General features: G+C 61.6%; 18 protein-coding genes. 6 read left to right on the forward strand and 12 right to left on the reverse strand.

Annotated elements, in window-relative coordinates; genetic code table 11:
- Window positions 1–19 precede the first annotated feature (19 nt).
- The 3 genes from ROSMUCSMR3_RS05255 to ROSMUCSMR3_RS05265 form a co-directional block, all read right to left on the reverse strand.
- Window positions 20–604 carry an HNH endonuclease gene (locus tag ROSMUCSMR3_RS05255; RefSeq protein ID WP_037297452.1) on the reverse strand — a complete coding sequence of 195 codons (585 nt, stop codon included), beginning with the start codon at window positions 602–604 and terminating at the stop codon, window positions 20–22.
- 170 nt (window positions 605–774) lie between these two features.
- Entirely contained in the window at window positions 775–2,595 is a 1,821-nt protein-coding gene (locus ROSMUCSMR3_RS05260; RefSeq protein ID WP_081506660.1) for an ABCB family ABC transporter ATP-binding protein/permease, read from the reverse strand.
- A gap of 63 nt (window positions 2,596–2,658) precedes the next feature.
- Entirely contained in the window at window positions 2,659–3,741 is a 1,083-nt protein-coding gene (locus ROSMUCSMR3_RS05265) for a LysM peptidoglycan-binding domain-containing protein (RefSeq protein ID WP_081506661.1), read from the reverse strand.
- Between the two features lie 139 nt (window positions 3,742–3,880).
- Between ROSMUCSMR3_RS05265 and ROSMUCSMR3_RS05270 the strand changes: the two genes are divergently transcribed.
- Complete coding sequence (locus ROSMUCSMR3_RS05270; protein WP_081506662.1) at window positions 3,881–4,432, forward strand: TIGR00730 family Rossman fold protein; 552 nt, start codon at window positions 3,881–3,883, stop codon at window positions 4,430–4,432.
- Here the strand turns inward: ROSMUCSMR3_RS05270 and rarD are convergent.
- From rarD to ROSMUCSMR3_RS05300, 6 genes are all read right to left on the reverse strand, one after another.
- Window positions 4,393–5,289 (reverse strand): EamA family transporter RarD, encoded by an 897-nt coding sequence (gene rarD, locus ROSMUCSMR3_RS05275; protein WP_081506663.1) that lies wholly within the window; start codon window positions 5,287–5,289, stop codon window positions 4,393–4,395. The genes ROSMUCSMR3_RS05270 and rarD overlap by 40 nt on opposite strands.
- Before the next feature lie 423 nt (window positions 5,290–5,712).
- Window positions 5,713–6,312, reverse strand: a complete 600-nt coding sequence (locus tag ROSMUCSMR3_RS05280; RefSeq protein ID WP_081506664.1) for a superoxide dismutase — start codon at window positions 6,310–6,312, stop codon at window positions 5,713–5,715.
- A 107-nt stretch (window positions 6,313–6,419) separates the two neighbouring features.
- Entirely contained in the window at window positions 6,420–6,989 is a 570-nt protein-coding gene (locus tag ROSMUCSMR3_RS05285) for a sarcosine oxidase subunit gamma (RefSeq protein WP_081506665.1), read from the reverse strand.
- On the reverse strand, window positions 6,982–9,993 hold the full coding sequence (locus tag ROSMUCSMR3_RS05290; protein ID WP_081506666.1) for a sarcosine oxidase subunit alpha family protein: 3,012 nt from the start codon (window positions 9,991–9,993) through the stop codon (window positions 6,982–6,984). Before ROSMUCSMR3_RS05290 ends, ROSMUCSMR3_RS05285 begins: the two co-directional genes overlap by 8 nt.
- A 62-nt stretch (window positions 9,994–10,055) precedes the next feature.
- Entirely contained in the window at window positions 10,056–10,385 is a 330-nt protein-coding gene (locus ROSMUCSMR3_RS05295) for a sarcosine oxidase subunit delta (RefSeq protein WP_081506667.1), read from the reverse strand.
- Window positions 10,386–10,399: 14 nt separating this feature from the next.
- Window positions 10,400–11,644, reverse strand: coding sequence for a sarcosine oxidase subunit beta family protein (locus tag ROSMUCSMR3_RS05300; protein ID WP_037297457.1), 1,245 nt, complete (start codon window positions 11,642–11,644; stop codon window positions 10,400–10,402).
- 214 nt (window positions 11,645–11,858) lie between these two features.
- Here ROSMUCSMR3_RS05300 and ccmI point away from each other — a divergent pair, with 214 nt between their 5' ends.
- The 4 genes from ccmI (at window position 11,859) to ROSMUCSMR3_RS05320 (ending at window position 14,162) form a co-directional block, all read left to right on the forward strand.
- A complete protein-coding gene (gene ccmI, locus ROSMUCSMR3_RS05305; RefSeq protein WP_081506668.1) occupies window positions 11,859–13,100 on the forward strand; it encodes a c-type cytochrome biogenesis protein CcmI in 1,242 nt (413 codons plus the stop codon).
- Window positions 13,097–13,579, forward strand: a complete 483-nt coding sequence (gene ruvX / locus ROSMUCSMR3_RS05310; RefSeq protein WP_081506669.1) for a Holliday junction resolvase RuvX — start codon at window positions 13,097–13,099, stop codon at window positions 13,577–13,579. Before ccmI ends, ruvX begins: the two co-directional genes overlap by 4 nt.
- Window positions 13,569–13,805, forward strand: coding sequence for a DUF1289 domain-containing protein (locus ROSMUCSMR3_RS05315; RefSeq protein WP_081506670.1), 237 nt, complete (start codon window positions 13,569–13,571; stop codon window positions 13,803–13,805). The genes ruvX and ROSMUCSMR3_RS05315 overlap by 11 nt, the downstream gene beginning before the upstream one ends.
- Window positions 13,806–13,919: 114 nt before the next feature.
- Window positions 13,920–14,162, forward strand: a complete 243-nt coding sequence (locus ROSMUCSMR3_RS05320) for a hypothetical protein (RefSeq protein ID WP_112303047.1) — start codon at window positions 13,920–13,922, stop codon at window positions 14,160–14,162.
- Between the two features lie 203 nt (window positions 14,163–14,365).
- Here ROSMUCSMR3_RS05320 and ROSMUCSMR3_RS05325 read toward each other — a convergent pair whose 3' ends face one another.
- The 3 genes from ROSMUCSMR3_RS05325 to cysE form a co-directional block, all read right to left on the reverse strand.
- Window positions 14,366–14,677, reverse strand: coding sequence for an ETC complex I subunit (locus tag ROSMUCSMR3_RS05325; protein WP_008280571.1), 312 nt, complete (start codon window positions 14,675–14,677; stop codon window positions 14,366–14,368).
- Window positions 14,678–14,761: 84 nt separating this feature from the next.
- On the reverse strand, window positions 14,762–15,115 hold the full coding sequence (locus ROSMUCSMR3_RS05330; RefSeq protein ID WP_008280572.1) for a DMT family protein: 354 nt from the start codon (window positions 15,113–15,115) through the stop codon (window positions 14,762–14,764).
- A gap of 5 nt (window positions 15,116–15,120) precedes the next feature.
- On the reverse strand, window positions 15,121–15,951 hold the full coding sequence (gene cysE / locus ROSMUCSMR3_RS05335; RefSeq protein WP_008280573.1) for a serine O-acetyltransferase: 831 nt from the start codon (window positions 15,949–15,951) through the stop codon (window positions 15,121–15,123).
- A gap of 85 nt (window positions 15,952–16,036) precedes the next feature.
- On the opposite strand from cysE, the gene ROSMUCSMR3_RS05340 reads away from it, so the two are divergent.
- Window positions 16,037–17,014, forward strand: a complete 978-nt coding sequence (locus ROSMUCSMR3_RS05340) for an NAD(P)H-binding protein (protein ID WP_081506671.1) — start codon at window positions 16,037–16,039, stop codon at window positions 17,012–17,014.
- The last annotated feature ends 143 nt before the right edge of the window (window positions 17,015–17,157 follow it).

Raw genomic sequence — 17,157 nt, forward strand, 5'->3', positions numbered from 1 at the left:
AGCAAACAAAGATCCCGCGTCAAGCGTCGAGTTCGGCATCCCAATAGAGGTAATCGAGCCAACTGTCGTGCAAGTGGTTTGGGGGGAACTTGCGCCCTTGATTGCGCAACTGCTCTGCCCCCGGCATACGCGGCGGTTTGCGCAGGCTTAGGCCGGATTGGCGCAGGCTTTTGGAGCCTTTGCGCAGGTTGCACGGGCTACAGGCCGCCACAACGTTTTCCCAGCTTGTAACCCCGCCGGACGCGCGTGGCACGACGTGGTCAAAGGTCAAATCGCCCTTGGAACCGCAATACTGACACATGAAGTCATCGCGCAGAAATAAATTAAAGCGCGTGAAGGCCACGCGCTTTTGGGGTTTTACGTAGTCTTTCAGCACAATAACCGACGGTATGCGGATCACAGTACTTGGGCTTCGGACCCAGTGATCGTATTCGGCCACGATATCCACCCGGTCGGACCACGCGGCCTTGACCGCTTCTTGCCAAGTCCAGAGCGACAGCGGGTAATAAGAGAGCGGGCGATAATCCGCATTCAGCACAAGTGCCGGGAAATGCCGCAAGGATGCAGGCTCTCTTACAAATTCGGTCCTGAAATCGCCGTCCATCTGACTGACTGTCCTCTCACCCCGGTCGTTGGGGGCGCAGGTGCCAGAGCGGGCACCTGACCCCGTCCTCACTTCACTATATATCGTCATTGCACCCTGACAAGTGCGATATGTAGCGCTTCATGATGGGATGTCTAATGGGACAAAGTAACTGTCCGATGACAGGTCGCTCAGGCCGCCTCTTCTGCATCCTCACTGGCCTGCCGTTGCCAGAGCGCGGCGTAGCGCCCCTGCCGTGCCAAGAGGTCTGAATGCGTCCCCTCCTCGACAACAACCCCTTGATCTAAAACGACAATTCTATCCGCATTGGCGACGGTGGACAGGCGGTGCGCAATCATGATCACGGTGCGCCCTTCGGCCGCACGCGCCAAAGCCCCTTGGATCTCCCGTTCGGTCTGAGTGTCGAGCGCGCTCGTCGCCTCGTCCAGCAGCAGGATTGGTGGATTTTTAAGCAGAGTGCGTGCGATTCCCACGCGCTGCTTTTCACCACCCGAGAGTTTGAGGCCGCGTTCCCCCACTTGCGTCGCGTAACCCTCGGGCAAACTTGCGATAAAATCGTGAATCTGGGCCGCACGCGCGGCCTCTTCGATCTCGGCCTGTGTGGCCCCGGCGCGCCCATATCCGATGTTGTAGCCAACGGTGTCGTTAAAGAGCACCGTGTCCTGCGGCACCACGCCGATAGCGGCATGAAGGCTTGCTTGCGTGACATCGCGCACGTCCTGGCCATCGATCAGAACACGCCCCGCCTGCACATCGTAAAAGCGGAAAAGAAGACGCCCGATGGTTGACTTGCCCGATCCGGAGGGCCCAACCACCGCAACCGTCTGCCCCGCCGGAACATCAAGCGTAACGCCCTTTAGGATCGGTCGATTGGTGTCATATCCAAAATCTACCGCCTCTAATCGAACGGCGGCACCTGTTACTTTTAGAACATCTGCACCAGACTTATCCTCAACATCCCCTTGTTGCTCTAACAAATCGAACATTTCAGACATATCGACCAGAGCTTGCCGGATCTCTCGATAGACGGTGCCCAGAAAGTTGAGCGGCATGGTGATCTGGATCATATAGGCGTTGACCATGACAAAGTCGCCGACGGTCATAGAGCCCGATTGAACCCCCACCGCTGCCATGACCATCACGATGACCAACCCGCCCGTAATGATCAGGGATTGCCCAAAGTTGAGAAAGGCCAATGAGTATGAGGTCTGAAGCGCGGCTTTCTCATAGCCAGCCATGGCCGCATCGTAGCGGTTGGCCTCGCGGCGTTCTGCACCGAAATATTTGACGGTCTCAAAGTTCAGCAGGCTATCAATCGCCTTTTGGTTGGCGTCGGTATCCTGATCGTTCATTTCTTTGCGCAGGCGGACGCGCCATTCCGTGACCTTGAAGGTGAAGGCGACATAAGTGCCGATCACGGCGACGACCACGACCAGATACCAGATATCGAAAATGACCGCGAGAACGATCCCGATAAGTGCCAGTTCCAGCACCAGAGGACCGATGGAAAAGAGCAGGAACCGCAGCAGGAACTCGACCCCTTTCACCCCACGTTCGATAATCCGGCTGAGGCCACCCGTCTTGCGCGTGATGTGGTAACGCATTGACATTGAATGGATATGTTGGAACGTCTTGAGGGCAAGCGCGCGGAGGGCGCGCTGTGCGACGCGGGCAAAGATCACATCGCGCAGTTGCTGAAAGCTTACCGTCATGAGGCGCGCCATGCCATATGCGACGGTCAGGCCAACCGCCCCGGCCCCCAACATCCAGGCAGCGGATTGTCCCTCTCCGGCCAGCATGTCGACTGCGGCTTTATAGAAAAACGGGGTTCCGACACCGATCAATTTGGCCACCACCAAAGCCATCAGCGCGAACACCACACGGCGTTTGACCCAAGGCTGATCGGCAGGCCAGAGATAGGGCGCGACACGGCGAATAGTGCGCCAGCCCTTTGCAGGAGCGTCTGATGTCGTAATTCTGGCGTGGCGCATAGGCTGGCCTTTTCAATCCCTTATGGAGAGATAGCCCTGAGGCGGGGAGATTGCCAGAAAGGATTATTGTGGCAAGGCAAAGACTTGGCCGGGGTAGATGAGGTTCGGATCGCGGATGCGGTCGCGATTGGCCTCAAACACGCGGACATAGAGCAGACCTTCGCCATAGGCCTCGCGGGAGATTGCCCAGAGGGTTGAGCCGGGCTGAACGGTGATCGCACGGATTGGTGTGCTCTCTGCGGTTTGGGCGGCGGTCAGCACAGCCTGATCCTCGCGCTTGAAGGGGGTTTCCACCCGCGACGTCACCGCACCTGTGGTGTCAACCTCGTCGACGCGCAGGGTGTAGACACCGGTATCAACCTCGGGCAAGGCAGTTGCCCAATCCCCTGCGGAGGATATTGGAGAGGTCACAACCGGATTATTGTCAATATAAATCCGAACGAATCCAGTACCTTGCGCCCGGCCTGAGAGTTCGACATCGCCATCGGGGGAATAGGTGATCGCGTCGAGCGCGACATTTGACATGACATCGGGCGGCGTTTCCGCAGCGGGGGTTTGCAACACGCGCACACCGGTTTCATCGGTGAGAAGCACAGTTTGACTGGGTTGTGGAGCGTCTTGTGACTCGGCCAGTGGGGGCGAAGAATTCTCTTCGGATGCAACGGCTTGCACCTCGGAGCTTACAGAAGGGGCCGCAACGGGCACCGAAGCCTCGGCGTGGTCAACGGGAGTGGGCGCGATGATGATTTCATCTTGCGACGCAAGCTCTGGCCCCGATGGGTCCGAGCGCGTCCGCAGGGAGAGAACACGCGGTGCGGTGCTGGCGGGCAGATCGAGGAACTGCACGAATTTCCCTGCATTATCAGAGAGAACCGAGCCGATCATGACGTTGTCCAAAAGGATCGAAACCTGTGATCCCGGCTCTGCCTGACCGGCGATGATCATCTGGCCGCCGGGTTCCAACCGGAAGGTGTCGATGGTCGGTGCTTCGGGCATGAGCGGGGTCGGGGCAGGATCAGGCAGCGCGGGGGCTGGGGCCTCGACCGTTTCCACCACGGGAGGTGTTTCTGGGGCGGGCGCGGGCTGAGCGCGGAACCAAAGCGCCGCAATAACTGCGCCGACCACGGCCAATCCGCCGAGCCCCATAACCGATCCAGTGCCTAAGCCACCGAATTTGCTCATATTTTTAAAAATCCCCCTCTCGCGGCGCTTTGGCCGGTTGTCCGAGAATAGCAACAAGGCTATCACGGGTCAAAACAACCCTGCATGTGCCCGGAGTGATTTCATGGCCGCGCGTTCTGTCTGTGTCTTTTGCGGCGCACGTCCCGGCCACGACCCTATATATATGCAAGAAGCAAATGCCGTGGGCCAGATGTTGGCCGCAGAGGGCTGGCGGCTTGTCTATGGCGCGGGGGATGTCGGTTTGATGGGGGCCACGGCGCGCGCAGTACAGGCCGCAGGCGGTGAAACCTTTGGCGTTATTCCCGCGCATCTCGTGTCTTGGGAGGTCGGCAAGCGGGATCTGACCCAATATATTGTGGTCGAGACCATGCATGAACGCAAGAAGGTGATGTTCATGAATTCTGACGCCATCGTGGTTCTGCCCGGTGGCGCGGGATCGCTGGATGAGTTTTTCGAGGTGCTGACATGGCGTCAGCTTGGATTGCATCAAAAGCCGATTTTCATTTTAAACACAAATGGATACTGGACACCCTTGATGCAGATACTGGATCATGTGGTGAGGCAGGGTTTCGCCGGTGAGAATGTGAAATCCTTTGTCCAGAGCCTTGAAACACCTCAGGATTTAAGGATCGCCCTGCGCGCCACCCTGTCCTGACGGAGGCTGGCGGTGGTGTAAATTGCCAAAGCAGACCAGATCATGCCAAAGGCAATGGCATGCCAGAAGCTGAAGGCTTCGCGAAATAATAGTGTTGCAACAAGGAATTGCAGGCTGGGGTTCATGTATTGAACCAGCCCGACGGTGGCCAATGTGATGCGTTTGGTGGCATAGCTGAACATGATGAGCGGCGAGGCTGTGAGAATGCCGGAGAAGGCCAAGAGCAGGCTGTCGTGCCAATTGGTGCCGAAGGCCCCGTGCCCGTCAGAGTGGAACCACCACAGAACGCCCAAGGCAATGGGGGACAACAACAGCACCTCGGCGGTGACCGAGACCACGGGGCCGACAGAAAGCCCTTTTTTAACAAGGCCATAGAAACCAAAGCTGGTTGCCAGTATCAGCGCGATCCAAGGCGGGACGCCAAGACCGATGGTCAGCGTGATCACCGCCGTCGCGGCGAGGGCCACGGCAAAAAGCTGAGCCTTTCCAAGGCGTTCGCGAAAGGCGATGGCCCCCAAGAGAACGGCGACGAGCGGGAAGATGTAGTAGCCTAAAGACGCTTCGACCGCTTTGCCGATCTGAATGGAGGTGATGAAAACGAACCAATTGGTCGAGATCATCAGCGCGGCAAAGCCGATCAAAAGCACCGATTTTCGCGCGCCAAGGGTTTGACGCAAAACGGAAATTCGCCCCTGAACCAAGAGCACGAGCGCAAAGAAGATGAAGGACCAGAGGGTGCGGTGGGCGAGAATTTCAATCGGGGGGATATGATCGAGCAGCTTGTAATAGATGCCCGAGAGGCCCCAGACAGTGCAGGTGGCGACCATCGCCAGAATACCCTTGGTCGCCTCTCGCATGTGATGTCCGTCCTTCAGATCCGTTGCCCGAGTGCTGCCGCATGTGGCCGGTGGGGGCAAGGGCAAACCTCAAGCTCTGTAAGGTTTGTAAGGTGATTTTGTAAGGTCTGGCGGCAGAGTCCGGTTTGCGCGGCCCTGCGCCTTAGAGAACGTTGGGTCTGATCGGAGTCACATCGCCTCGGGGCCTCCACCCCGCCTCGGCGAGGTCCCGGGTCAAGCCCGGGACGAGTGTGTTCTAGATTGAGCGCACCGCCCCCTAACTTCAGTGGGATGTTTAAAAGCGGTTAACACCACGGGCGGGAGCCGCGCGGCACCTTCGGTGCCAGTCGCGCGGGAACGGATGCGTAGCGGTGTTTCAGGACCTTCAAAAGCAAAAGCCCCCCACGACGGAGTGGGGGGCTTTGGCGTAACACTGAAGGTCGATCACATCCGCGAAGCGACGTTTTCCCAGTTGACCAGATTGTCGAGGAAGTTGGTCAGATAGGCCGGGCGCTTGTTGCGGAAGTCGATGTAGTAGGAATGTTCCCACACGTCGCAGCCCAGAAGCGCTGTCTGGCCGAAGCAGAGCGGGTTGACGCCATTCTCGGTCTTGGTGACCTTGAGTGCGCCATCCGCGTCTTTGACGAGCCAGCACCAGCCCGAGCCGAACTGACCGGCACCGGCGGCAGAAAACGCCTCTTTGAATTTGTCGACCGAACCGAAGCTCTCGGTCAGGGCCTTTTCCAATTCGCCGGGCATGCCGGTTTTGGTCGGGCTCATCATTTCCCAGAACTGGTTGTGATTCCAGAGCTGGCTGATGTTGTTGAAGATGCCCGACTGCGCCACGGCGGATTTGTCATAGGTGCCGGTGATGATGTCCTCAAGCGACTTGCCATCCCATTCGGTGCCCGCGATCAGCTTGTTGCCGTTGTCGACATAAGCCTTGTGGTGCAGGTCGTGGTGATATTCGAGGGTTTCAGCAGACATGCCATGACCGGCCAGCGCGTCATGGGCATAGGGAAGATCGGGAAGTTCAAAAGCCATTTGGGCCCCCTGTTTGTTGAGGTTCTCGTTCCGATGCCCCTACATGGTGGGGCGACCCGGCAAAGGTCAACCCCGTATATCGGAGTTTTTCAGTCAGGAAGGCTTGGTCAGGCGTAAAGCCCGACCTCGCCGCCCGGTTGGGCCGAGACCTTGAGAAGTTCAAAGGCGTAGTCTGCGACCGAGCGGAAGCAGATCAGGTGGAATGTGCCGGTTTCATCCAGCCAGAAGGCGGCCGGCACTTGTGCCATGCGGGTGCGGCGGAACATGCCGGGGGTGAACGCCTCGGGCGAGAGATCGACCGGGCAGAGCTTGGCCAGAACCTCGCGCGCGCCGCTGCCGGAGATCCGCAGGAAGGTGCGGGCGTCCGAAACGTTAACGGCAAGGAAATGATGGCCCTTGAGCGCGGCTTCGATACCGGCGATTCGCGTGTTCACCTCTGCATAGGGGCACAGAAGCAGGAGTTCGTCGGGTGACATCCAGAGGGCGGCAGTGCCCTTGCCCATCAGCGCCTGACGCTGGGCGGGAACATCGAGGTCGGTAACGGATTTGACCGCAGCCTTGATCCCGGCACTGGCAAGATCGCCGCGCAGGGTGATCATGCCGGTCAGGCCCTGATCCGCGATGGTGGCGAGGCCCTGATAGTTGGCCCCGTTGAGGGCGGTCACGGCGTTAGACATTCTGTTTCTCCCCGTCCTTATCGAAGAAAATCGGATCGACGATCTTGGCCTTGATGATGCCGCCGTCCACCTTTGGGAAATCGAGCACATCGCCCATGCGGTCGGGGCCGTTATGCACCAGACCCATGGCAATCCCGCGCCCGAGCGTGGGCGAGAAATAGGTCGAGGTGACGCGGCCTTGGGTCATGCGCTGACCATTGGCGTTGTGACCGGGGGCGGTGGCATAGGCCCCATCGGGCAGAACAGAGCCGTCGAGCGTTTCCAGACCCACCAGTTTCCAGCGGTTGGGATCGGCCATATGCGAGCGTTCCTGCGCGCGTTTGCCGAGGTAGTCGTCTTTTTTCTTGGAAATGGCCCAGCCCATGTTGAGATCTTGCGGGATCACCGTGCCGTCGGTTTCATCGCCGATCATGATGAAACCCTTTTCGGCGCGCATGACGTGCAGGCCTTCGGTGCCATAGGTCGTTACGCTATGCTCTGCCCCGGCCTCTAGGAGTGCATCCCAGAGGGCGCGGCCTTGGCTGGCGGGAACGGCCAATTCGTAGCTGAGTTCCCCCGAGAAGGAGATGCGATAAGCGCGCACCGGCATGCCCGCGAGCGTAAGATCCGCCCAACCCATGAACGGCAGCGCGTCATTGCTGAGGTCATCGGAGGTGAGTTTCGCCAGCGTTTCGCGGCCCTTGGGGCCAACGACGGCGATTTGCGCATATTGCTCGGTGACATTGGCGGTGTAGACCTTCCAATCCCACCATTCGCATTGCAGCCAATCCTCCATATGCCCGTGGATCGATTCCGCGCCGCCGGTGGTGGTGTGGCAGAGGAAGGTGTCTTCGTCGATGCGGGCAACCACGCCGTCATCCATGAGGAAGCCGTTTTCATTGCACATGAGGCCGTAGCGGCATTTGCCGGGCTTCAGGCTGCTCATGACATTGGTGTAGAGCATGTCGAGGAAGCGGCCTGCGTCCGGCCCTTTGACGATGATCTTGCCCAAGGTGGAGGCATCAAGCAGGCCAAGGCGCGCACGGGTCTGGTTGATCTCGCGGTTGACGGCGTCGCGGTGGGTTTCCTCGCCCTTGGGGAAGCAATAGGGGCGTCGCCACTGGCCGACGGGTTCGAAATGCGCGCCATTGGCCTCGTGCCAGCCATGGATCGGGGTTTTGCGGATCGGCTGGAACACGGCGTCGCGCGCCGCCCCTGCGATAGCCGACAGGGAAATCGGCGTATAGGGCGGGCGGAAGGTGGTGGTGCCGGTCTGCGGGATGGGCTGGCCAAGGGCATCCGAGAGGATCGCCAAGCCGTTGATATTGCTGAGCTTACCCTGATCGGTGGCCATGCCGAGCGTGGTGTACCGCTTGGCATGCTCGACGGATTCGTAGCCTTCGCGGGCGGCCAACTGGACGTCGGACACTTTCACATCGTTCTGGTAATCGAGCCAGGATTTCATCCGCAGCTTGATATTGGCGCCTTGGGGCATGAGCCAGACCGCCTCGAGTGCCGCCTCATCTGTGGCGGTGGCGGTGGGGGCCTTGGTGGATTTGGGCTTGTGGCCCATGGCCGCCGCTGCCGTCTTGCCTGCGGTGTCGGCGTCGGTGAGCGTGGCCGCGAGATCAAGATAGCCGTTGGCAGAGCCTGCGACCACAACGAAGGCCTCTCCTTTCGCGCCGCGCGGGGGATTGGCGGGGTCGGGGCGGAAATGCGCCTGCGCGCTATCCCAGAGGAGTTTGCCGCCGCAATGGGACCAGAGATGGACCACCGGCGACCAGCCACCGGACATGGCGACCGCGTCGCATTTGATCTCTTCCAGCACAGCGCCTTCGCCAGCCTGGGCGCAAATGGCGACGCCGGTCACGCGCTTGCCGCCTTTGACCTTGGCGATGCCCTTGCCGTTTTCGACCCGGATACCAAGCGCGCGGGCCTCTGCCGCAAGCGCGCCGCCGCCCGATTGGCGGGCATCAAGGATGGCGGGGATTTCGAGGCCGAATTTCTTGAGCGTGATCGCGGTGCGGTAGGCGTCATCGTTATTGGTGACAACCACGGTGCGGTCGCCGATGGAAACGCCGTAATTCACCGCATAATCGCGGATGGCAGAGGCGAGCATCACGCCGGGGATGTCATTGCCTGCAAAGCTGAGCGGGCGTTCAATCGCGCCGGTGGCGGTGATGATTTGGCCTGCGCGGATGCGCCAGAGGCGGTGGCGGGGGGTATCGGTGCTGGGCGCGTGGTCATTCACGCGCTCGTAGCCCAAGAGATAGCCGTGGTCATAGACCCCTGCCCCCATGCAGCGCAGGCGCAGGGTGACATTGGGCATGTCGCGCAGTTTGGCGAGTGTGGCGGTGATCCAGTCCTCGGCCGATTGGCCGTCAATCTCGCCGCCGTCAACCGGCGCGCGGCCGCCCCAATGGGCGGTTTGTTCCATCAGCATGACCTTGGCCCCGGCCTCGGCCGCGGCAACTGCCGCTTGCAGACCGGCCACACCGCCGCCGATCACGGCCACGTCGCAGAAGTGATAGAAATGCTCATACCGATCAGGATCGCCGGGGTTGGTGGCCTTACCCAAGCCTGCCGATTGGCGGATGAAGGGTTCGTAGACATGTTTCCAGAAGGGGCGCGGGTGGATGAACATCTTGTAGTAAAAGCCCGCAGGCAGGAAGCGCGCGAGATGTGTGTTGACCGCGCCGATGTCATACTCAAGGCTGGGCCAGTGGTTCTGGCTGGTGCAGGTCAGACCATCGAACAATTCGGTGGTGGTGACGCGCTGGTTGGGCTCCATGCGGGCACCCTCGCCCAGATGGACGAGCGCGTTGGGTTCTTCGGCCCCGCTTGCCACGATGCCACGCGGGCGGTGGTATTTGAACGAACGCCCGACCAGCATCTGATCATTGGCCAGAAGCGCCGAGGCGAGTGTATCGCCGGCATGGCCCTTGAGGCGTTTGCCGTTGAAGGTGAAGTGAAGGGCGCGGCCCTTGTCGAGGAGGCGGCCACCCTTGGCCAGACGCGTGCTCATGTCTTAAACCCTCGTGCCCGGTGCGGGCGTGGTGTTGTGAGTATGTTTCGAACGGTGAAGGCTCATGCGAATTCGCGCCATGTCCAGCCGGGGCGTTTGGCGGTGATCGCATCGCGGATATGCTGGGGCGGCTCGTGGGTCTGGGCGGGGTAGCTGCCGTAGACCTCGAGCGTTACGGTATCGCGGGCCATGATGAACCACTTGCCGCAGCCATTGTTATGCCGCCAGCGTTCGAAATGCGCGCCTTTGGGGTTTTCCTTGGCGAACATATAGGTGTGGAAGTCATCGTCCGCCGAGCCGGGGCCGAAGCGCTTGAGATGCGCCTCGCCGCCTTGGTGGAATTCGGTCTCTTCGCCCGTTACGCCGCAGCAGGGGCAGGTGAGGATCAGCATGGTTCAAGTCCTCCTTAGTGGGCAACGCCAGCGGCAACGGATTCATCAATGAACCGGCCCTGATAGAAGCGGTCGAGGCCGAATTCGTCGCAGAGGGGCGAGTGGCCCTTGGCCATCAGTTCGGCAAAGCCCCAGCCGGAGCCGGGGATGGCCTTGAAGCCGCCGGTGCCCCAGCCGCAGTTGATGAAGATGCCATCGACCGGGGTTTTGCTGAGGATCGGCGAGCGGTCGCCGGTGACGTCGACGATGCCGCCCCATTGGCGCAGCATCTTGAGGCGGGCGACCATCGGGAAGGTCTCGATGAGCGCGCGCACGGTTTCCTCGATATGGTGGAACGAGCCGCGCTGCGTGTAGTTGTTATAGCCGTCGGTGCCGCCGCCAATAACCATTTCGCCCTTGTCGGATTGCGACATATAGCCGTGCACGGTGTTGGCCATGACGACGCAATCCATGCAGGGTTTGATCGGTTCCGACACCAGCGCCTGAAGGGCGACGGATTCGATGGGGAGGCGGAAGCCCGCCATATCGGCAAGGTGGCCAGAGTGGCCCGCGACGACGATGCCGAGTTTATCGCAGCCGATGTCGCCACGATTGGTGGTCACACCCGTCACGCGGCCATTCTCGCGCGAAATGCCGGTGACTTCGCATTTTTGCAGGATATGCATGCCCATGGCGGAACAGGCGCGGGCATAGCCCCATGCCACCGCATCGTGGCGTGCCGTGCCGCCGCGCGCCTGATAGAGGCCGCCGAGCACCGGATAGCGCGGCCCGTCGAGATTGATGATCGGGACAATCTCTTTGACGCGGGCTGCCGAGATGAATTCGGTCGAGACGCCTTGCAGGGCGTTGGCATGGGCCGTGCGCAGGTAGCCGCGCACCTCGTGTTCGGTCTGGGCCAGCATGATCAGGCCACGGGGGCTGAACATGATGTTATAGTTGAAGTCCTGCGAGAGGGTCTCATACAGGCTGCGCGATTTTTCGTAGATCGCGGCAGAGGGGTCTTGCAGGTAATTCGAGCGGATGATGGTGGTGTTGCGGCCCGTGTTGCCGCCCCCAAGCCAGCCCTTTTCCAGCACCGCGACGTTGGTGATGCCGAAATTCTTGCCCAGGTAATAGGCGGTGGCGAGGCCGTGACCCCCGGCGCCGACGATGATGACATCGTATTTCTTTTTCGGCTCGGGCGAGGCCCAAGCGCGCTCCCATCCCATGTGGTAGCGGAGGGCCTCTCGGGCGACGGCAAAGGCGGAATAGTGTTTCATGCGCGCTCTCTGGAGTTGGCGGGATTCGGGCTTGGATGCGACTGGCACCGTAATGCGTCAGCTGGCCGGTTGAAAGGATACTCCGGGCGGCGGAAACGGTATCAATAGCGACATTGCGACATCGGGGCGCGGGCTGGGCGCGCGGATGCGACGGCTTGGCCCTTTTTTCCGGGCGCATGGGCGGTTACATGAGAGCAACATAGAAGGAAAAGACATGGGTTTCTGGATCACCGTTGCGGGTTTGGCGATTGGCGTGAGTGCCGTTCTGGGCCTTGTGCTGCTGCGCGGGCGGGTCGGCGAAGCGCCGCCTGCCGCCTATGATTTGCAGGTCTACCGGGATCAGTTGAAAGAGATCGAGCGCGACACCGCGCGCGGCGTGATCGCGGCAGAGGATGCCGAGCGGTTGCGGGCCGAGATTTCGCGCAAAGTGCTGGCGGCGGATGCGCAATTGCGTCAGGGCGGCGAAAGCGGGGGGCAGCCGCGCGGCGCGGGCGTGATCATGGCCGGGGTGATCGTGGCGGTGATCGCGGGCGGCGGTGTTCTGATCTATGACCGGATCGGCGCGCCGGGCTATCAGGATTTGCCGATGGCGGCGCGGATTGCGGCCTCGGATGCGGCGCGGGCGGCGCGGCTGGATCAGGCGGCGGCAGAGGAGCGATTTGGCCCCGGCGAGACCGGGGTGCCCGAGGGCACGAACGAGGATTACATCAGGCTGATCGAGCAGTTGCGCAAGACCGTGGCCGAGCGGCCCGAGGATCAGCAAGGGTTGCGGTTCTTGGTGCGCAGCGAGGCGGCGCTGGGCAATCTGGTGGCGGCGCGGCAGGCGCAAGCGCAGTTGATTGCGGTCAAGGGCGAGGCGGCGAGTGCGGCGGATTATGCCATGCTGGCGGATCTGATGATCAATGCCAGCGGCGGCTATGTGTCGTCGGAGGCAGAGACAGCGTTGCGCGCGGCCTTGGAGCGGGATGGGCGAGAGCCGTCATCGCGGTTTTACCTTGGGCTCTACATGATGCAGGTGGATCGGCCCGATGCGGCGTTCCGCCTGTGGGAGACGCTGCTGAACGAGAGCACGCCAGAGGCCCCTTGGGTGCCCACCATCCGGGCGCAGATCGAGGAATTGGCGGGGCGCGCCGGGGTGCGGTATACGCTGCCCCCCGAGCAGGACGCGCCCAATGCGCCGGGGCCATCGGCGGCGGATATAGCTGCAGCCCAAGACATGGATCCTGAAGCGCAGCAAGAGATGATCCGCGGCATGGTGGCGGGCCTTGCGCAGCGGCTGTCCACCGAGGGCGGCACCGAGCAGGATTGGGCGCGGCTGATCAATGCCTATGGCGTGTTGGGGGAACAGGACAAGGCGCAAGAGGTCTGGACCGAGGCGCAAGCGGTCTTTGCCGATGCGCCGGAGCGTTTGGCTGTTGTGCGCGCTGCTGCGGCAAGCGCGGGCGTCGCGGAATGATCCTTGAGGAGATCGCCACGTTCGCCGCAGCCCTGCCGCAGGGTCGGGCGATCATGGGCCTTGATCTGGGAACCAAGACGATTGGCGTGGCGCTGTCAGACCGGCTCTGGTCGGTGGCAAGCCCGCATGAGACCGTGAAGCGGGTGAAGTTTACCGACGATGCCGCGCGTCTGTTGCAGATCGTGGCGGGGCGCGAGGTGGGCGGGATCATCCTTGGCCTGCCGCGCAATATGGACGGCAGCGAGGGGCCGCGCGCGCAATCCACCCGCGCGTTTGCCCGCAATCTGTCGCGCCTGACAGAGGTGCCGATTGGCTATTGGGATGAGCGGCTGTCGACTGTTGCCGCGGAAAGGGCGCTTTTGGAGGCGGATGCGACACGAAAGCGTCGTATGCAGGTTATCGACAACATCGCGGCGGCCTATATCCTGCAAGGGGTGTTGGACCGGATGGGGCATATGAGGGCAGAGCATGACAGATGAAAGCCCATGGGCACGCAATGAAGTCGAGAGCCCTTGCGTGAAAATCTGTGTGGTGCATCCGCAGGCGCGGATTTGCACGGGATGCCTTCGCTCGATCGACGAGATCACCCGCTGGACCAAAATGGCCCCGGACGAGCGGCGCGCGATCATGGAGGCGCTGCCTGACCGTGCCTCCCTGCTGCGCAAGCGCCGCGGTGGGCGCGCGGCACGGGTTGGAGAGGTTTAAACCTCGCCAGCCATGCCGCCCGCGCAGAGCGGGTTTGCATACTGTGGTATGGAAAAATGCTGCGCCGCAACATAGATTATGTTGCAGACGCGGCATTCTCAGGAGAGCACAGTTATGGCCTATTCGTCCCACAGTAATGTTCCGGCACCGGGGTTTGGGAATGTCGGGCGCTTTGTATTGGCGCCGCTGCGCCTGATCGACGGTTTCTTCAAGTCGGTCGTTGCCGCCAACCGCTTCGCCCATGAGGTTGAAACGCTGTCAATGGCGAGCGATCAGCGGCTTGCAGCACTGGGTCTCAAGCGCGACACATTGGTGGCTGATCTTGCGGCACGCTCGGACCTGTTCCGCGCCGCTTGAGTTCAGGATCAACGCTGAAAACGAAAACGCCCCGGAAGATTTCCGGGGCGTTTCGCGTTCTGTGCCGGGGCTGACTGCTTAAAGCACGTTACACCCTATCGAAACCGCACCCGTCCCGGACTTGATCCGGGACCTCGCCGGGTCAGCGCAGAGGCCCCGGCTCTGGGGCCGGGGCGGTGTGAACCTGATCAGACGAAACGTGCCTAGTGCGTCCAGACTTGGCGGCGGTTGGTGGCAAAGTTATCGCCATAGCCGCCGGGGCGAATATTGGGTTTGCGGGCCTGCGGTTCCTGAACCACGGCGTCGATGCCATGTTCCTTGGCGTATTGCAGCGCCGCTTCTTTGGTCTCGAAGCGCAGGCGCACTTGGGTTTGCGTATCGGCGTTGGAGGTCCAACCCATCAGCGGATCCACCTCGCGCGCGGTCTCGGACACGAATTCCAGAACCCAGTGCCGGGTTTTGCCGGTGCCGGATTGCATGGCGGTGCGGGCCGGTTTGTAGATGCGCGCAGACATGGGACTCTCCGTGAGATGATAGCTGGCGTCTTATCCCAAATCGGGCGCGGCGCGGCAAGAGGCGAATGGGCGCAGGTGGCCCGGTCAGAGCGGGGCGCGGAATATGACGAAAGCCCCTGCCGCAATCAGCGAAAAGCCAAGCGCGTGGTTCCAGGTAATCGGTTCCTTGAGGTAGAGCACGGAAAAACCCGCAAAGATCACCAGCGTGATCACCTCTTGCATGGTCTTGAGTTCCGCCGCCGAATAGACGCGGTGCCCAAGCCGGTTGGCGGGCACCGCGAGCATATATTCAATCAACGCAATGCCCCAGCTTATCAGGATGACAAGCCAGAGGGCGACATGCGGAAACTTGAGGTGCCCATACCACGCGAAGGTCATGAAGATATTGGACAGGCTCAAGAGCACGACCGGTGCCAGCCACAGCCAGAGGCCGTGCATGATCGTCAGTCGCTCGCGTCGTCGTCAGTGCCGCGCACGCCCAAGAGCTGATCCATCTTGACCGAGGGTTGATCGCAGCCAGCCTCGCCCACGATTTTGGCGGGCACGCCTGCAACGGTCTTGCAGGGGGGCACCTCTTGCAGAACGACCGAGCCTGCGGCGATACGGCTGCAATTGCCGACGCGGATATTGCCCAGCACTTTGGCCCCGGCCCCGATCAGGACGCCATTGCCAATCTTGGGGTGACGATCCTCTTCTTCCTTGCCGGTGCCGCCCAAGGTGACGGAATGCAGCATCGAGACATTGTCGCCCACCACGGCGGTTTCCCCGATCACGATGGAATGGGCGTGGTCGATCATGATGCCCTTGCCGATGCGGGCGGCGGGGTGAATATCGACGCCGAACACTTCGGAGGCGCGCATCTGGAAAAAGCGCGCAAGATCACGGCGGCCCGTCGTCCAGAGCCAATGGGCGATGCGATAGGCCTGGATTGCCTGAAAGCCCTTGAAGAAGAGGAGCGGCAAGAGGAACCGGTCGCAGGCCGGATCGCGGTCATTGACGGCCACGATATCGGCGCGGGCGGCAAGGCCGATGGACGGGTCAGACGCCAAAGCCTTGTCGCAAATCTCGCGCAGGATCTGTTCGGGCATCTCGTTGGAGGTGAGTTTGAGGGAAATGCGATAGGCAAGCGCTGATTCGAAGGTGCCGTGATGCAGCACGCTGGAATGGATCAGCCCGCCCAAGAGCGGCTCATCGGCGATGGCGGCCTTGGCCTCTTGGGCGATCTGCCCCCAGACCGGATCGAGTTCGGCCAGCTTTCGTCTTGTATGTGCCATGGGCTATGCTCCTCTGGGTCGTGGGAAGTATAGCAGATAGGCAGGGCGGGTAAAATGCAAAGGGGTGCGGGGAGGTATCACCAAAATGAATGAGACGCAGGCTTGGGCCGGAGGGGGCCGGGTTCTGGTGCTGGGCGGCACCGGCACGATTGGCCGGGCTGCGGTTGCGGCGCTGGTGGCGCGGGGGCATGAGGTGGTCTGTGCCCTGCGACCGGGGGCGAAGGCGGCGGGGTTGCCCGCCGGGGTCACGCTGTGGCGGGGGGAGATTTCGGACCTCGCCCGCGAGGGATTTCACGGTGCCAAGTTCAGAGCGTTGGCGTCTTGCATGGCGTCGCGCAGCGGCTTGCCCGCCGATGCCTGGGCGGTGGATCACGATGCGCATCTTGTGGCGCTCGAGGCGGCGCAGGCGGCGGGGGTGCAGCATATGGTGCTACTGTCGGCGATTTGTGTGCAAAAGCCGATGCTGGCGTTTCAGGCGGCCAAGCTGGCCTTTGAGGCGCGGCTCATCGCCTCTGGCCTACGTTATTCGATCGTGCGGCCCACGGCCTATTTCAAATCGCTGTCGGGGCAGATTGCGCGCGTGCAGGCGGGCAAGCCTTTTTTGGTGTTCGGGGATGGGCAGTTGACGGCGTGCAAGCCGATCAGTGATCGGGATCTGGGCGACTATCTGGCGGGCTGTCTGGACGTGCCGGACCGCTGGAACAAGGTGTTGCCGATTGGAGGGCCCGGCCCTGCGATCACCCCGCGCGATCAGGCCGACTGGCTGTTCAAGCGGTTGGGAAAACCGGTGAGTCTGCGGCAGGTGCCGGTGGGCATGATGGATGCGATCATCGGCGGGCTGTCCTTGGGCGGGCGCGTGCTGCCACGGTTGCGGGCCAAGGCGGAACTGGCGCGGATCGGGCGCTATTACGCTACCGAATCGATGCTGGTCTGGGATGCGGCAGCGGGGGCCTATGACGCCGAGGCCACGCCCGAAACCGGGCAGGACAGGCTGTTCGATTACTATGAAGAGGTGATCTCGGGCCGCGCGCGGGTGGATTTGGGGGCGCATGCGGTGTTTTAGAGGTCGGCTTATACGACAAAACCTCTGCAGTTATCCTAGTGGTAGGCTTGCCCCCATGCACACCGCGCGGCACCTTCGGTGCCATGCGCGCGGGGGATTGGGGCCAATGACGGCGCAACCTAATCCCCCGCTTGCTGCGGAGT

Source organism: Roseovarius mucosus, from assembly GCF_002080415.1.
In the GTDB taxonomy this organism is placed as follows: domain Bacteria; phylum Pseudomonadota; class Alphaproteobacteria; order Rhodobacterales; family Rhodobacteraceae; genus Roseovarius; species Roseovarius mucosus_A.

What these genes read in the sequence shown, in the direction of transcription:
- cysE (WP_008280573.1), bottom strand. Translation starts at nt 15,951, where the DNA reads ATGGCACATACAAGACGAAAGCTGGCCGAACTCGATCCGGTCTGGGGG.
- ROSMUCSMR3_RS05290 (WP_081506666.1), bottom strand. Translation starts at nt 9,993, where the DNA reads ATGAGCACGCGTCTGGCCAAGGGTGGCCGCCTCCTCGACAAGGGCCGC.
- ROSMUCSMR3_RS05295 (WP_081506667.1), bottom strand. Translation starts at nt 10,385, where the DNA reads ATGCTGATCCTCACCTGCCCCTGCTGCGGCGTAACGGGCGAAGAGACC.
- ROSMUCSMR3_RS05255 (WP_037297452.1), bottom strand. Translation starts at nt 604, where the DNA reads ATGGACGGCGATTTCAGGACCGAATTTGTAAGAGAGCCTGCATCCTTG.
- ROSMUCSMR3_RS05300 (WP_037297457.1), bottom strand. Translation starts at nt 11,644, where the DNA reads ATGAAACACTATTCCGCCTTTGCCGTCGCCCGAGAGGCCCTCCGCTAC.
- ROSMUCSMR3_RS05260 (WP_081506660.1), bottom strand. Translation starts at nt 2,595, where the DNA reads ATGCGCCACGCCAGAATTACGACATCAGACGCTCCTGCAAAGGGCTGG.
- ROSMUCSMR3_RS05330 (WP_008280572.1), bottom strand. Translation starts at nt 15,115, where the DNA reads ATGCACGGCCTCTGGCTGTGGCTGGCACCGGTCGTGCTCTTGAGCCTG.
- ROSMUCSMR3_RS05315 (WP_081506670.1), top strand. Translation starts at nt 13,569, where the DNA reads ATGACAGATGAAAGCCCATGGGCACGCAATGAAGTCGAGAGCCCTTGC.
- ccmI (WP_081506668.1), top strand. Translation starts at nt 11,859, where the DNA reads ATGGGTTTCTGGATCACCGTTGCGGGTTTGGCGATTGGCGTGAGTGCC.
- ROSMUCSMR3_RS05320 (WP_112303047.1), top strand. Translation starts at nt 13,920, where the DNA reads ATGGCCTATTCGTCCCACAGTAATGTTCCGGCACCGGGGTTTGGGAAT.
- ROSMUCSMR3_RS05285 (WP_081506665.1), bottom strand. Translation starts at nt 6,989, where the DNA reads ATGTCTAACGCCGTGACCGCCCTCAACGGGGCCAACTATCAGGGCCTC.
- ROSMUCSMR3_RS05325 (WP_008280571.1), bottom strand. Translation starts at nt 14,677, where the DNA reads ATGTCTGCGCGCATCTACAAACCGGCCCGCACCGCCATGCAATCCGGC.
- ruvX (WP_081506669.1), top strand. Translation starts at nt 13,097, where the DNA reads ATGATCCTTGAGGAGATCGCCACGTTCGCCGCAGCCCTGCCGCAGGGT.
- ROSMUCSMR3_RS05280 (WP_081506664.1), bottom strand. Translation starts at nt 6,312, where the DNA reads ATGGCTTTTGAACTTCCCGATCTTCCCTATGCCCATGACGCGCTGGCC.
- rarD (WP_081506663.1), bottom strand. Translation starts at nt 5,289, where the DNA reads ATGCGAGAGGCGACCAAGGGTATTCTGGCGATGGTCGCCACCTGCACT.
- ROSMUCSMR3_RS05340 (WP_081506671.1), top strand. Translation starts at nt 16,037, where the DNA reads ATGAATGAGACGCAGGCTTGGGCCGGAGGGGGCCGGGTTCTGGTGCTG.
- ROSMUCSMR3_RS05270 (WP_081506662.1), top strand. Translation starts at nt 3,881, where the DNA reads ATGGCCGCGCGTTCTGTCTGTGTCTTTTGCGGCGCACGTCCCGGCCAC.
- ROSMUCSMR3_RS05265 (WP_081506661.1), bottom strand. Translation starts at nt 3,741, where the DNA reads ATGGGGCTCGGCGGATTGGCCGTGGTCGGCGCAGTTATTGCGGCGCTT.